Here is a 13,863-nt window from a genome sequence, read left to right as displayed (position 1 = left end):
TTTCTTGAAATCCCAAAGGGGAGTAGCGTCCGGAATGTATTCCGGAAACAAAGTCGTCATTTCATGGATTGTATCCATCGGCTTTGTTGACATGCCTGAATTCATGTCTAGCAAGACCTTTGCCTTATGTCGGCAAAGGTCTTTTTTGCATGGTCCGGCCGGCATAAGATCGGATGAAGAGAAAGAAAACAACTTTTTTGGGAGGGTATCATTTATGGATGCAGCATTATTATTAGAGTATGGTTGGGTTCTTCTCGTCTTGATCGGGCTGGAAGGGATTTTAGCCGCCGATAACGCGCTGGTTATGGCGGTAATGGTAAAACATTTGCCGGAGGAAAAAAGAAAAAAAGCGTTATTTTATGGATTGGCAGGGGCTTTTGTTCTGCGATTTGGCTCTTTATTCGCCATTTCATTTTTGGTCAACGTATGGCAGGTTCAAGCGATTGGCGCGATCTATTTGCTGTATATCTCAGCAAGCCACTTATTGAAAAGATATGTATTTAAGAAAGAAGACACACATAAAGAGACGAAGCAAAGCGGTTTTTGGCCGACTGTTTTAAAAGTTGAACTGGCAGATATCGCGTTTGCTGTTGATTCCATCTTAGCAGCAGTAGCGCTGGCGGTTACACTTCCTGGGACATCACTCCCGAAGATCGGCGGACTTGACGGAGGACAATTTCTCGTCATTTTGGCCGGCGGTATCATCGGACTGGTGATCATGCGGTTTGCGGCTTCCATGTTTGTGAAGTTATTAAAGGAACGTCCAAGCCTAGAAACAGCAGCCTTTGTGATTGTCGGCTGGGTAGGAGTGAAGCTTGCTTTATATACGCTTGCCCATCGCGACATAGCGGTTGTTTCTGAGCACTTTATCCATTCTGGAACATGGAAACTGATATTCTGGGGTGTCTTAGCAGCAATCGCGGTTTGCGGCTGGTTTATGTCAGGTGGGAAAAAACAGCCGGAGGGCGCACAAAACGAACAAAAAAACAGCACCCGTGAACGGGCATAATCTGAACGACTCTGCTTAAAAGCAGAGTCTTTTTGTGTTTGAAGCGTTTTCATAAGCGAAATAAAATAACATTTTTATAACATCTTTGTTACAAAAAACACGCATAAAACCCCCTTAATTCTTTAGAAAGGCACGAAATCATGTATAGGACGTCAGAATGGTTTGTCATAATTGAGACATTGGAAATCAATATTTCTTTTTCTCCTTTGCGAATCCCTATCAAATTAGCTATCATTAATGAGTAGTTATAGGGAGGAACTGAGGTGAAACCAGTGCTTAGCCTTTTGTTTAAATTGGGAAAAAAGAAGCAAACACTTGAAAAAGCTGTTGAGAGTATACAAAAAGGCAATAAAGATCTGCAAAATGAATTAATACAGCAATATAAGCCATTTATCGCAAAGACGGTTTCATCCGTTTGTAAACGATATATAGATGAAAAAGACGATGAGTTCAGTATTGGACTGATCGCGTTTAATGAAGCTATAGAAAAATATTCACCTGAAAAAGGAAATTCTCTGCTCGCATTTGCTGAGCTTATTATAAAAAGAAAAGTCATTGATTACATTAGAAAAGAAGCCAGAAGCGCACAAAATATAAATATCGATTTACAGGAAGGAGACGATCAGGAGTCATCACAAAGCCTGATTGAAGCCGAACTTTCCATTGATGAATACCGTCGTCAGATTGAACAGGAGCAGAGGCGGGAGGAAATCCTCTATTTTCAAAAGCAGCTCAAGGATTATGGTTTATCGTTTAAAGAACTGCTTGAAAATTCTCCAAAGCACACGGATGCAAGGCAAAACGCCATAAAGGTGGCAATGACGCTTGTTGAACATGAAGAATTGGCCGCTATCCTGTATACAAAGAAGCAGCTTCCGGTCAAACAGCTTGAACAGCTTGTCTCTGTGAGCCGAAAAACGATTGAGAGAAACAGAAAATATATTATTGCGATGTGTATTATCATTACGGGTGATTATATTTATTTAAAAGATTATCTTAAAGGGGTGCTGCACTCATGAGAAGAGGGATTATAGTAGAGAAAAATAAAAAATTCGTCACGTTGCTGACCCCTGACGGACAATTTTTAAAAGCCAAAAATGATCGACACAGCTATGAAATCGGAGAAGAAATCATGCTTCCGAGTGAAACACGCATGGGCAGAAGGGCCAGCTTTTTTGATTTTTTTAAACTGCGCCCTTTCAAAATGGGGATTTTTACGATGACTGCTATTATGCTCTTTATTTTTATAGTTCTCCCCGTTTTTTCTAATAATAAGGCCTATGCGTATATGACAATCGATATCAATCCAAGCGTCGAAATGGCGTTAAACAGCGATTATGAAGTGATTGAACTGACGCCTCTAAACGATGAGGGACAGAAAGTCGTGAATGATATAGATGATTGGGAGAAGACTGATTTTAAAAAGGTGATTGACGATATTATAACCGACTGCAGTGAACACGGGTATGTAAAGAAATCGAAAGAAATATTGATTTCCACTGTTTATGAAAACACAGAAGACAATACATATAAAAAGGCTGTGAAAAAACAGCTGAATGATGTGACTGAAAAATATAAAACGACATACCGCATGGAATCTCTCGAGTCAGATATGCAAACGAGGGAAAAAGCGAAGAAAGAAGGCGTCTCAACAGGCAGCTACATCAAATCAAATGAAAAGAATGACAATAAAGATTTAAAAGATGACTCCAGCAAACCATCCGGGGAAGAGGATCAAAAGAGTGATGAAAATGAGGATGAAAACAACGATCAAACTGACACCCAGGACAGCAAGCAAGGAGATAATGAACAGCTGAATGATGCGGATTCCGGAGACCAGAAAGAAGATAAAGCGGATGACCAGATTGATGATAGTGACAAAGATAAAAAAATAAAGGAATCAGATGAAAATACAAATACCGAAAAAGATGGGGACCATGAGCAAACCCCAATACAAGATCCTCAAGATAAAGGAAATGAAAATAACGGCGCTGACAAGGGTCAAAGCCAATATCACAGGGACTGGAACAATGGTGAACAAGGCAAGAACCGTTCTTCGTCCAGAAGGGATAACGCTTCAGACCGACGTAATCCAAACGGCTACAGCAGTGATAATAATTCAGCTCAAAATGAAGATTCGCCGAGTGCCCCCGGCGAATAAAGACCTGAATTTATTTAGTTGTGCCATTTAATTGTGATTGTGCTTGCTGTACCAGCCGCTTTGTCATTTCTCCGCCTACAGAGCCGTTAGCGCGTGCGACTGTATCAGAACCAAGGTTCACACCGAATTCTTGAGCCACTTCGAGTTTAAATTGGTCTAGTGCCTGCTCCACCCCTGGAACAACGAGTTTATTTCTGCTCGCCATCTTTTTCATCTCCTTTTTCGATAAAGAAATTCTTAACGCGTATTTAGTTTGAAATATACGGGGTTTATTTATGCTGGCAATTGTTGTGGAGAAAAATAAAACCCCGGCCTCTGAGCCGGGGTGACGCAGACTATAGAATGTCTGCTGTCATTTTATGTGCGGTTGCCTGAATATGGAACGTCAAAATGGAGAGAACTGTAATGGCGATAATTTGTCTGATTTTAAGCCATTGGCCGTCATTCAGTTCTTCAAAACGGTGACGGAGACGCTCTGTCTCCTGTTCGGCGATCTCCTGTAGATTGGATTCTTTCATAGAAGGAGTATCTTGGTGATGGATGGCATCAAGCACATATGCGCAGCTTTCATAATAAGCAATCGGGCTGATGACATCATCAGATCTGTCTGAGATTGTGTTAAAGGCCACTTTTAAAATAGCCCGTATGTGTTCAAAGTCATAAATGGATTTTAAATCACGTACAATTAAAAGAATAACTGCCTGTTCAACTGAGTATTTTTTGCCCAGCTCAGGGTGTCCGATCAGATCTTTGATATCACGCTTTACCCAGTTTTGAATCGCGGTTGACTTTAACGAAGTCAGCTCGCATAAGTTGCCAAGCTCTACGATTTCATTTGTAGAAAGACCGTATTCTTTTTTCTGTTTTTTTCGTTCGTATCTTGTAAGAAATTCAGGAATTTCTAGATGATTGGCTGCTTTTTCTGCTGACATGTTCGCTGATTGGACGAGAATGTCGAGCGGGCTATGTTCTCCTTGTCCTTTTAGGGAATAGAGCAGCCGCACCATATCGGTTCGAGAGAGTTTAAAAATGTTCATTGTTCACCTCTTTAAACAATTTGACGCGGATATAGGTCTATGTATATATTCAAAGTTCAAGCGTCAGCAAATTACATTAACATCATACGTCGAATTCCTTGCATTTTCAAATGGATGTTTTATAATTTAAATATACGGGTTCTTTTGAACTTAAAATAACGGAGGTTGTTATGGCGAAAAGAATTTTTCTGTTTATTCTAACGAATATTTTGGTGCTTACAACAATCGGGATCGTTTTGTCTGTTTTAAGCTCTGTTACAGGAGTCGGGACGTATTTTACAGCTGATGGCGGTATCGATCCAATGGCGCTTCTTGTGTTCAGTTTAGTCGTTGGATTTGTCGGTTCCTTTACGTCTCTTGCGATGTCCAGATGGATGGCAAAGACGATGATGGGCGTCAGAGTGCTGAATCCGAAAAAACACTCGCTCAGCTATGAGGAACAGCAATTGGTTGATCGTGTTCACAGATTAAGCCGCTCTGCCGGTTTAACGAAAATGCCGGAAGTCGGGATTTACCGTTCACCTGAAGTAAACGCGTTTGCGACTGGACCGTCAAAACGCCGTTCACTTGTCGCAGTATCGTCAGGGCTGCTGGAGCAGATGGATGACGCAGCGGTTGAAGGTGTGCTTGCCCACGAGGTCGCGCATATCACAAATGGTGATATGGTAACAATGACGCTTTTACAAGGTATCGTTAATACCTTTGTCGTCTTTTTATCGCGTATCGCCGCTTGGATAGCAAGCCGTTTTGTCAAAGAAGATCTAGCGCCGATCGTTCATTTTATTGCAATGATTATTTTTCAGATTGTCTTTTCGATACTTGGCAGCCTGGTTGTGTTTGCGTATTCACGCCATCGTGAATTCCATGCTGACAGGGGAGGAGCGGATCTTGCCGGCAAGGACAAGATGATTCATGCGCTGCGGACGCTTAAAAGCTATTCTTCCCGGATTATGGAAGACGATCAGACAGCTGTCCAAACGTTAAAGATTAATGGCAAGAAGCGCTCTTCGCTTTTCTCTACTCACCCTGATTTAGATGAGCGAATCAGACGGCTGGAAGCTAAATAATACAAACACATTGTTCCTCTGAGAGAATTCTCAGAGGTTTTTTATTTTATCCATTGACTAAAATCATAAAAAAATAAGCAAGTTAAGAAAATGTTTCGTAAAAGCCTTTAAAAATGGACCTAATATCTTTAGAATAATTACCGTACTTAAAAAGAGAGGCAGAAGGATTTTACATGAGATTAAAGTTTGGAAAATTGATACAGGCCTTGTCACCGGCCCAGCTGATCGCATTATATTATTTTCTTGCAGTTACTGTGGCCGTTATATTGCTGAGTTTGCCGGCGGCCCATAAACCGGGGGCAGATTGGACGTTTATTGATGCGCTTTTTACAGCTGTCAGTTCAGTCAGTGTAACGGGGCTGACAGTTGTTGATACAGCTGATACATTCAGCACAATAGGGATTTTTATATTAGCATTTGTTCTGCAATTTGGCGGAATCGGAATTATGACGCTCGGAACGTTCATTTGGCTGATCATGGGAAAACGAATCGGGCTGAAAGAACGGAAGCTGATTATGGTTGATCAAAACCAATCCCAGTTTTCAGGAATTGTCAATCTGATGAAGCAGGTACTGTTTCTGATCTTGTGGATTGAATTTTTTGGCGGGCTGATACTCGGCACATATTTCTTAACCTACTATGACTCCTATCAGGAAGCCTATTTACACGGATTTTTTGCCAGTATCAGTGCAACGACAAACGGCGGATTTGATATTACCGGTAATTCGATGATTCCATTTCGCCACGATTACTTTGTGCAGTTTATTACAATGCTTTTAATTATATTTGGAGCGATTGGATTTCCCGTGCTTGTTGAAGTAAAGGATTTCCTGTTTTCAAAGCATCGGCGTTATCCATTTACGCTTTTTACAAAGATCACGACGATTACGTTCGGCTCACTTGTCTTGTTTGGAGCCATTGGCATCTTTGCCCTGGAAGCAAACCATGCGTTCGCAGGAAAATCATGGCATGATGTTTTGTTTTTGTCCCTGTTTCAATCAACGGCAACCCGAAGCGGGGGGCTGGCAACAATCGATATCAGCCAATTATCAGATTCCACACTCTTTTTTATTTGTGCGCTGATGTTTATTGGAGCGTCGCCAAGCTCAGTCGGGGGAGGCATACGGACAACGACTTTTGCTTTGAACCTTCTTGCGCTGTTTCATTTTGCCCGCGGCAATAAGGCCGTAAAGGTATTCAAACGGGAGCTTCACCCTGCTGACTTGATGAAGTCGCTTGTTGTCACGATGATGGCGATCCTGCTCGTTTTTGGCGCGACACTCATTCTGACCATTACAGAAAAGCATTCCCTGCTGGCGCTTTTGTTTGAAGTGTGCTCGGCATTCGGTACAACCGGCCTGTCGCTTGGAATTACGGCAGATTTGAGCAGTGTTGGAAAATGCGTCATTATGATTGTCATGTTTATCGGGCGAATCGGCATTCTAACCTTCCTGTATCTGATCGGAAGAAAGGAAATTGAAGCGAACTATCACTATCCGAAAGAAAGAGTGATTATCGGATAGGCAAAACACCGCATACTTTGCGGTGTTTTTTGATTGCCAAAAAAAAGATGTGTGCCTCCTGTTCAGATGGAGAACCTAACTTCGACAGGTGCAATTTACGCTCCTGCATCTTAAAATGTCTGAAAACTGGCGAGGAGGATTCGTATGAAGCGTAAAGCTGAAGTGAATGAAGCCATTAAAAATAACAATACACCTACCGAGAGCATGGACCCCAATTCATATAAGACACAATATCATGACGACCCCAATTTTAGAGGGGCAAACCGCAATTCCAAACAGGGCCAGCAGGGAGGCATGTAGTTGTGAAGAAAAACCGTCATAGCAGAGACATGCAAAATCATAAAAAGCCTATGAATAAAAAGGTGCTGGAGGAAGAGTTCTCAAGTGAACTTGGGGATTACAATGCCGGGAAGATCATCGAAACGCTGGAAGTCACCAAGCCTGAAAAGAAAAAAGAAAAAAACAAAAATAAAAAACAAAAATAAAAAAGACCTCTTAGGCGGCGTCCGCTTAAGAGGTGCTTTTTCTATTTTAAATAAGCATTTTTGCCCGTTCCTCTGACAAATTGCAATAAGCTGGTCATCCTCAGCTCAATGAAGGGCTGAGCGACTGTCTTAACAAAGTTGCTGGAGAGGACTGATGTCAGGGCTGCTGTTAAAAGCAAGAGGATCACTAAGCTTTGATAGTCAGTAAGCCAATCCTCAAGCCCGACCTGCCGTAATGTTTTAATAATAAACCCGTGAAGCAGATACACGTAAAATGTCCGGGTTCCCCATTTGGTAAAGAAATACCGTTTTTGCGGAACAAGCGCTAAAAAGCTGAAGGTTGCCCCAAAGGCGAGTACATACCAGCCGATTCGGGATAGTCCGCTTACCAGGGTAACGTCTCCAAATGAAGAATACGGTTTTGAACCAAACAGAAAAGAATAGTCAAAATCGATGCCCCAGCAGATGACGAATACTGCGGCAAGCACTCCGAGCGCAATTTGTTTGCCGCGTTTAGATCTCAATAAATCAAAATGATGTTTATTTAAATAAAAACCGACAAGGAACATCGGTAAGAATACGAATGTCCGTGACAAGCTCAGCGTGCTGCTGACAAAGTCCAGATAACCGATCAGCACGGCGATTCCGCAGCTGACAAACAGCGCCCACTGTTTTGAAAGCTTTGAAAAAGGATATAGGAGCAGGTTCCAAAAGAATAAGCTTACAAGAAACCATAACGACCATTGCGGATCAATCGGGTTCACATTTGCCATGCTTTCATCTTGCATAATGTAATAAAAGACGGAATAAATGATTTGGAAAATCAAATACGGAATAATCAGCTTGACCGCCAGCTTTTTTACATATCCCGCCCGTTTAAAGCCTTTCGCGAAATAACCGGATACAAGAATAAATGCAGGCATATGGAATGTGTAAATGAACTTGTAGAGGTAGAGCATAAAATGATTATCATTAATAAAGGAACGAAGGATATGACCGAATACAACAAGGAATATCAATAAAAATTTTGCGTTATCGAAATAACTGTCCCGCGATTTACTCATAGCATCACCTTCTCTTTCATCAATCACTAAGAGATTATTCCCTGCTGGTACATATTTTAAAATAAAAGATGAAAAAGGAATCTAAAAAAATGCTGATTGTTAGGTCGATGTAAAGTGACGGTAAGGATCGTAGAAAATGTCTTCGTAATGTAATGACGCTGAAATTTTCTGAAATTTATAGGGCAAATGAAGGAAGTTCCCGCATTTTGTAGAAATATTGAGGGATAGGTTTTGAAGAAGGAGTGTACATGCATGGAAACTCTTGGTGTCCAGACAAACTCGGAGCTGCGAGAGGAACTGAATCGCCTCAAAGAAGAAAACGCGCGACTGAAAAAGGAATTGAATCAGCATCAAGTGATTGTCAACAATACGCTCGATGCTATTTTTATTTGTGATAACGAAATGCGGATTGTTCAGGCAAATGAAGCAACAGAAAGGATGCTTCAAGTTGACTCGGAAGATTTGAAAAAGCGTTCTGTCTTGGATTTTTTGTTTTCCATCCCAAAGGATGAACTGAATCTTTCCGTAAAGAAGTTTTTTAAAAAAGGCTTTCTGTGGAAGGAGGTTCCGATCAGGCTTGATTGCGGGGCAACAAAATACATAGAGTTTCTGGCCAAAAGAGGTATTGGCGAGGATTTCTTTTTTGTTGTCATGAGGGACATATCTTCTAAGAAGATTCTGGAGCGGGAATTCTCTATGAATGAACAGCTTTTTAAGGACTTGTTTGACAGAGCAGTTGACGGAATCGTCCTGTTTGATAAAGATGGCGGTTTTATTGATGCCAATTTGTCCTTTTGTAAAAGCTTTGAAATCAATCATAATGAGCTGTCTCATTTATCTTTGTATGAGTTCATAGACAGCGGCTCACGAAAAGATTTCGACAATACCTGGAAGGCGCTCAACCGCAAGGGAAAAGCGAAGGGGGAGCTGCCTGTCAAGCTTCGTTCAGGAGTTCAAAAACTATTTGAATTCACGATTACATCAAACATCATCAGCGGTTTTTATATGTCCATTATGAGGGATATCACAGAGAAGCGGTCTATGGAGCTGCAGCTCTTTAAAAGTGAGGAGCGCTTCAGAGAAATCTTTGAAAATGCAATGGACGCCATCATCATCTGGTCGAATGACGGAAGAATCGTAAAAGCGAATCAATCAGCCTGTAAAATTTTTGAGCTGCCGATGAATTTGCTGTTGAAAAGAAAGCTGTGTGATTTTCTCGTTGACTCGCAGCAGAAATACAGCATAACGAAAAGGAAATACGCAAAATACGGAGAGATCAGAGAAGAGCTGCTGTTTCAAATGGGGAACGGGCAATTCAAAGAGCTTGAATTTACTTCAAAACGGACAATCCTTGAAAATCAGCATTTGACGATCTTAAGAAATGTAAGCGACAGAAAGCGGATGGAAAAGGAGCTTCGGGAAAGCGAGCTGAAATTCAGAAAAGTGTTCAACGGCTCAATGGACGGCAATGTATTGTTTGACAATCAATACAGGATCATCGACGCCAACCCATTAGCAAGCCATATTTTGGGACTGTCACATGAAGAGATCAAACAGCACAGCTTGTTAGATATTATTTCTGCTTATGAAATAGAAAATCTGGCATCACCGGCAAGGCAGATTAATTTTGATGAAATGGACAACGAAATTCCATTTTTGCTGAGCAGCGGTGATAACAGAAAACTCGAATTCTCATTTAAACGGAATATTATTCAAAATATGAACTTGGCTATCTTTAAAGACGTAACAGAGCGAAAAGAATTGGAGGAGCGCCTGCGCAAATCAGATACCCTTCATGTTGTCGGCGAACTCGCAGCAGGCATTGCTCATGAAATCAGAAATCCGATGACTGCTCTTAAAGGCTTCATTCAGCTTCTGAAAGGGAGTGTCGAGGGAGACTACGCCCTTTACTTCAACGTGATCACCTCAGAACTAAAGCGCATCGAATCCATCATCACCGAATTCTTGATTTTAGCCAAGCCCCAGGCCATTATGTATGAGGAAAAACATGTTACCCAAATTATGAGGGACACGATAGACCTACTAAATGCGCAAGCCAATCTCAGCAATGTACAAATGCAACTTGATTTAATTGACGACATTCCCCCGATTTACTGTGAACCGAATCAGCTGAAACAGGTTTTTATCAATATATTAAAAAACGCCATCGAAGTGATGCCTGACGGCGGAAATATTTTTGTAACGATAAAGGCATTGGATCAAGATCATGTTCTTATCTCCTTAAAAGACGAGGGAATCGGAATGACAGAAGATAAATTAAAGCGACTTGGTGAACCGTTTTATACGACAAAGGAACGGGGAACTGGACTTGGGCTTATGGTAAGCTATAAAATTATTGAAGAACATCAAGGCAAGATTATGGTAGAAAGTGAAGAAGGGAAGGGCACCGTTTTCCATATTACGCTTCCTGTCAGACAGAATGCTGAAGAAAGAAGGAATGATGAATGAACTACTATACGACAGCCGAAACGCCGCTCGGTGAACTTATCATTGCCGAAGAGGAGGACCGGATCACTCGTCTATTTCTCAGTCAGGAAGATTGGATGGATTGGAAAGAAACGGTTCAGAATACTGAGCATAAGGAAACACCTAATCTTGCAGAAGCGAAACAACAGCTTCAAGAATATTTCGCAGGCGAAAGGAAGACATTCTCCCTGCCGCTCAGCCAAAAGGGCACTCCTTTTCAGCAAAAAGTGTGGCAAGCGCTGGAGAGGATTCCATATGGCGAATCCCGAAGCTATGCGGATATTGCCGCTGCGGTCGGCAGTCCGAAAGCGGTGCGCGCTGTCGGGCAGGCTAATAAACGTAACGACCTGCCGATTTTTGTCCCGTGCCACAGAGTGATCGGCAAAAACAGTGCGTTAACAGGATACGCCGGAAGCAAAACGGAGATCAAAGCATTTTTGCTAAACATCGAGCGAATCTCCTATAAAGAAAAATAAAACATATGGCACGTTCCCTTTTTTCACAGCCGACATATCATTTTATTAAGTTAAAAAAGTTGGTCTGATGAAAAAGGAGGACAAAGCAATTGAAGCCGAGCCGCTCTGAGAAACTTGCCGTTTTTGCCGAACTGTTTGTGAAACTGCATATCTTATCAAGCGCTCAAAAAGATGAAATCATCAATGTTAACAAAAAGAAACAAAAAAACCGCTGACTCGGCTCCAAATGAGCAAAGTCCAGCGGTTTTTTAATGCACCTTTTCTCCTCTAAACAGCTGTTCAATCTCTTCTTCATAGTTTCCGGTCATAATCCCTTTTTCTGTGATGATTCCTGAAATGAGATCATGAGGTGTAATGTCGAAAGCGGGATTAAAGACAGGCACATTGGATGGAGCGGTCCGAACTCCGGAAATCTGCCTGACTTCCTCGGGATCTCGTTCCTCTATCGGGATATCAGCGCCGCATTTGACCTTTGTATCAAATGTAGATAAAGGTGCGGCGACAAAAAACGGAATGTCAAAGGCGTTTGCTAAAATAGCAAGACCGTATGTGCCGATTTTATTTGCCGTATCACCGTTCTTTGCAATTCGGTCGGCTCCGACGATAACAGCGGAAATTTGTTTTTCCTTCATCGTATGGGCGGCCATGCTGTCTGTGATCAGAGTGACATCAATGCCCCCCTGCATCAGCTCCCAAGCAGTAAGGCGTGAACCTTGCAGGACAGGCCTTGTTTCACAGGCATAAATGTGTAATCCCAAATCTTTTTGTTTGGCCAAGTAAAACGGAGCTAGCGCCGTTCCATAGCGGCTTGTCGCGATTGAGCCGGCATTGCAGATTGTCATAATCCTGTCGCCTTTTTTGAAAAGCTGCAGGGCGTTTTGGCCGATCAACCGGCAAGTTTCCTCATCCTCGACCTGAATCTGAATTGCTTCATGGACAAGGTTTGTTTTTGCTTCATTTACGGAAATCGCGTTTTCGACCGAATGACTCAGTCTCTCAAGCGCCCATGACAAATTAATGGCGGTAGGCCGTGAGCTGTTTAAATATTGTTTGATGTCTTCCAGTCTGCGGCGGAATTCCGTGACATTATCTGTTTCAATGTTTTTGGCAGCAAGCGCTAGTCCGAAGGCAGCCGTAATGCCGATCGCCGGAGCGCCCCTTACTTTGAGCGTGACAATCGCATCAAATACATCCTCTTTCGTCGTCAGCTCCAAATATTCCGTCTCATCAGGAAGCTTTTGCTGATTTAAAATGGTAATAGCTGTTTCTTTCCATTCAACAGAACGTGGAACAGCAAATGAATGGGTCATGAATAGATCATTCCTTTACAAGTAACTTAAATAATTCAATAACATCTGTTATCGTTTTGAATTCCGAACGTTTTTCGATAAAGGCTGTGCCGGTTTCGAGCGCCAAGCGTTTTCTGCCGATTCGTTTATCAAACGGCACGATCGTATCCAGGTCAGCTACATGGGCAAGGCCGATCGTGCGTCGTATCAGCTCACAGCCCGCAAATCCGATTGCTTCTTCAAAAATATGGCTGAGCGTATCAGTGAGGTAACCGTCGATGTTGGCGTAAACATCCAGACTGTCCTTCCGCCAGGCTTCACTAAACGTCTCTTCAAACGTTTCCCAGACCTGGTTGACATGTTCATATAACGGCTCTCTGTCAGCCCCGTCACGGCTGAGTGCGTTCAAAAATAAGTTGGCGATAAATTGCCCTACATCAAAGCCGATCGGTCCGTAAAAAGCAAACTCAGGATCAATCACCTTTGTTTCGTGCTCACTTGCGAAAATGCTTCCTGTATGCAAATCACCATGAATCAACGTTTCTGCAGACGTTAAAAATGACTTTTTCAGCTTAGCGGCTTCGATTTTAACGCTGTCATTATTCCAAAGCTTTTCGACAAAAGGACGAAGCTCTTCTTCAAAATCATTTGTGTCATGGTCGAAGAAAGGATCTGTAAAAACAAGTCTTTCCGTAATGTCGCATAGCTCTGGATTTGTAAACTGTTTAACAAGCTGTTTTTTCACCTTAGGTTCAAGCGCGTAATCTGATGAGTAGAAAAGTGTTTTTCCTAAAAATTCACCGATGTGCTGCGACAGATGAGGATAGTTTTCACCCTCAATGAGTCCTTTTCTTGCGATCTTGAGGTGAGAGAGATCCTCCATGACGGTAACCGCCATTTCCGTATCAGAATAAAACACTCTTGGAACCAGGTGAGGCACATGCTCGCCCTGACGGATGAGAGCGCTGCTTTCGATTCTTGCACGGTCGATTGTCAGCGGCCAGCTTTCTCCCACCACTTTTGCATACGGAACCGCCTGTTTAATGATCAATGCTCTGTCATGTTCTTGATCATAAATATGAAAAACGTAATTTAAGTTGCCGTCTCCGATCTCCTGGCATGTCAGCGTGCTTTTGCTTGGAAAAAGGCCAAGCTTCACCGCCAACGCCACAGCGGAGCTTTCATTTAACGTTTCGTATAAAGGTGTTTTTGTGACTCCCATCATCATAACCTCCAATTATGTAATCACTTAATATGTAGCCGTA

General features: G+C 42.2%; 15 protein-coding genes. 10 read left to right on the top strand and 5 right to left on the bottom strand.

The genetic code is table 11. From position 1 onward, the window contains the following. Nucleotides 1-214: 214 nt before the first annotated feature. The 3 genes from M1D94_RS14010 (at nt 215) to rsgI (ending at nt 3,170) form a co-directional block, all read left to right on the top strand. Nucleotides 215-1,009 (top strand): TerC family protein, encoded by a 795-nt coding sequence (locus tag M1D94_RS14010; protein WP_003245669.1) that lies wholly within the window; start codon nt 215-217, stop codon nt 1,007-1,009. Nucleotides 1,010-1,272: 263 nt separating this feature from the next. Continuing rightward, entirely contained in the window at nt 1,273-2,028 is a 756-nt protein-coding gene (gene sigI, locus M1D94_RS14005; RefSeq protein ID WP_003245855.1) for an RNA polymerase sigma factor SigI, read from the top strand. Next, nucleotides 2,025-3,170, top strand: coding sequence for an anti-sigma-I factor RsgI (rsgI, locus tag M1D94_RS14000; RefSeq protein ID WP_032725586.1), 1,146 nt, complete (start codon nt 2,025-2,027; stop codon nt 3,168-3,170). The genes sigI and rsgI overlap by 4 nt, the downstream gene beginning before the upstream one ends. Nucleotides 3,171-3,180: 10 nt before the next feature. Here rsgI and sspD read toward each other — a convergent pair whose 3' ends face one another. Further along, nucleotides 3,181-3,375: an acid-soluble spore protein SspD gene (sspD, locus tag M1D94_RS13995; protein WP_003218568.1), complete on the bottom strand. Its 195-nt coding sequence runs from the start codon at nt 3,373-3,375 to the stop codon at nt 3,181-3,183. A gap of 130 nt (nt 3,376-3,505) precedes the next feature. Next, entirely contained in the window at nt 3,506-4,207 is a 702-nt protein-coding gene (gene htpK, locus M1D94_RS13990; RefSeq protein ID WP_021479421.1) for a transcriptional regulator HtpK, read from the bottom strand. 170 nt (nt 4,208-4,377) lie between these two features. On the opposite strand from htpK, the gene htpX reads away from it, so the two are divergent. The 4 genes from htpX (at nt 4,378) to M1D94_RS13970 (ending at nt 7,282) form a co-directional block, all read left to right on the top strand. Further along, a complete protein-coding gene (htpX, locus tag M1D94_RS13985) occupies nt 4,378-5,274 on the top strand; it encodes a protease HtpX (RefSeq protein ID WP_003232513.1) in 897 nt (298 codons plus the stop codon). A 173-nt stretch (nt 5,275-5,447) separates the two neighbouring features. Continuing rightward, the gene (gene ktrD, locus M1D94_RS13980; protein WP_159376780.1) at nt 5,448-6,797 is read left to right on the top strand and encodes a Ktr system potassium transporter KtrD; all 1,350 of its coding nucleotides are present in this window, start codon (nt 5,448-5,450) and stop codon (nt 6,795-6,797) included. A gap of 144 nt (nt 6,798-6,941) precedes the next feature. Beyond that, nucleotides 6,942-7,097, top strand: coding sequence for a hypothetical protein (locus M1D94_RS13975; protein WP_003232510.1), 156 nt, complete (start codon nt 6,942-6,944; stop codon nt 7,095-7,097). A 2-nt stretch (nt 7,098-7,099) separates the two neighbouring features. Continuing rightward, nucleotides 7,100-7,282 (top strand): hypothetical protein, encoded by a 183-nt coding sequence (locus M1D94_RS13970; RefSeq protein ID WP_015715779.1) that lies wholly within the window; start codon nt 7,100-7,102, stop codon nt 7,280-7,282. 41 nt (nt 7,283-7,323) lie between these two features. Here M1D94_RS13970 and M1D94_RS13965 read toward each other — a convergent pair whose 3' ends face one another. Beyond that, nucleotides 7,324-8,346, bottom strand: a complete 1,023-nt coding sequence (locus M1D94_RS13965; RefSeq protein ID WP_003245573.1) for an acyltransferase family protein — start codon at nt 8,344-8,346, stop codon at nt 7,324-7,326. Nucleotides 8,347-8,598: 252 nt separating this feature from the next. Here M1D94_RS13965 and kinE point away from each other — a divergent pair, with 252 nt between their 5' ends. The 3 genes from kinE (at nt 8,599) to M1D94_RS13950 (ending at nt 11,524) form a co-directional block, all read left to right on the top strand. Beyond that, nucleotides 8,599-10,815, top strand: a complete 2,217-nt coding sequence (gene kinE / locus M1D94_RS13960; protein ID WP_046160326.1) for a sporulation two-component system sensor histidine kinase KinE — start codon at nt 8,599-8,601, stop codon at nt 10,813-10,815. Further along, complete coding sequence (gene ogt, locus M1D94_RS13955) at nt 10,812-11,309, top strand: methylated-DNA--protein-cysteine methyltransferase (protein WP_021479418.1); 498 nt, start codon at nt 10,812-10,814, stop codon at nt 11,307-11,309. Before kinE ends, ogt begins: the two co-directional genes overlap by 4 nt. Before the next feature lie 89 nt (nt 11,310-11,398). Continuing rightward, entirely contained in the window at nt 11,399-11,524 is a 126-nt protein-coding gene (locus tag M1D94_RS13950) for a hypothetical protein (RefSeq protein ID WP_003232500.1), read from the top strand. Between the two features lie 33 nt (nt 11,525-11,557). Here M1D94_RS13950 and mtnA read toward each other — a convergent pair whose 3' ends face one another. Together mtnA and mtnK are read right to left on the bottom strand one after the other, a co-directional pair. Further along, entirely contained in the window at nt 11,558-12,619 is a 1,062-nt protein-coding gene (gene mtnA, locus M1D94_RS13945; RefSeq protein ID WP_021479417.1) for an S-methyl-5-thioribose-1-phosphate isomerase, read from the bottom strand. A gap of 7 nt (nt 12,620-12,626) precedes the next feature. Further along, nucleotides 12,627-13,820 (bottom strand): S-methyl-5-thioribose kinase, encoded by a 1,194-nt coding sequence (gene mtnK, locus M1D94_RS13940; RefSeq protein ID WP_021479416.1) that lies wholly within the window; start codon nt 13,818-13,820, stop codon nt 12,627-12,629. Nucleotides 13,821-13,863 lie beyond the last annotated feature (43 nt).

Source organism: Bacillus sp. JZ109, assembly GCF_053903135.1.
The sequence above is the reverse complement of the archived record's forward strand: the minus strand, read 5'-3'. Positions and strand labels throughout refer to the sequence as shown.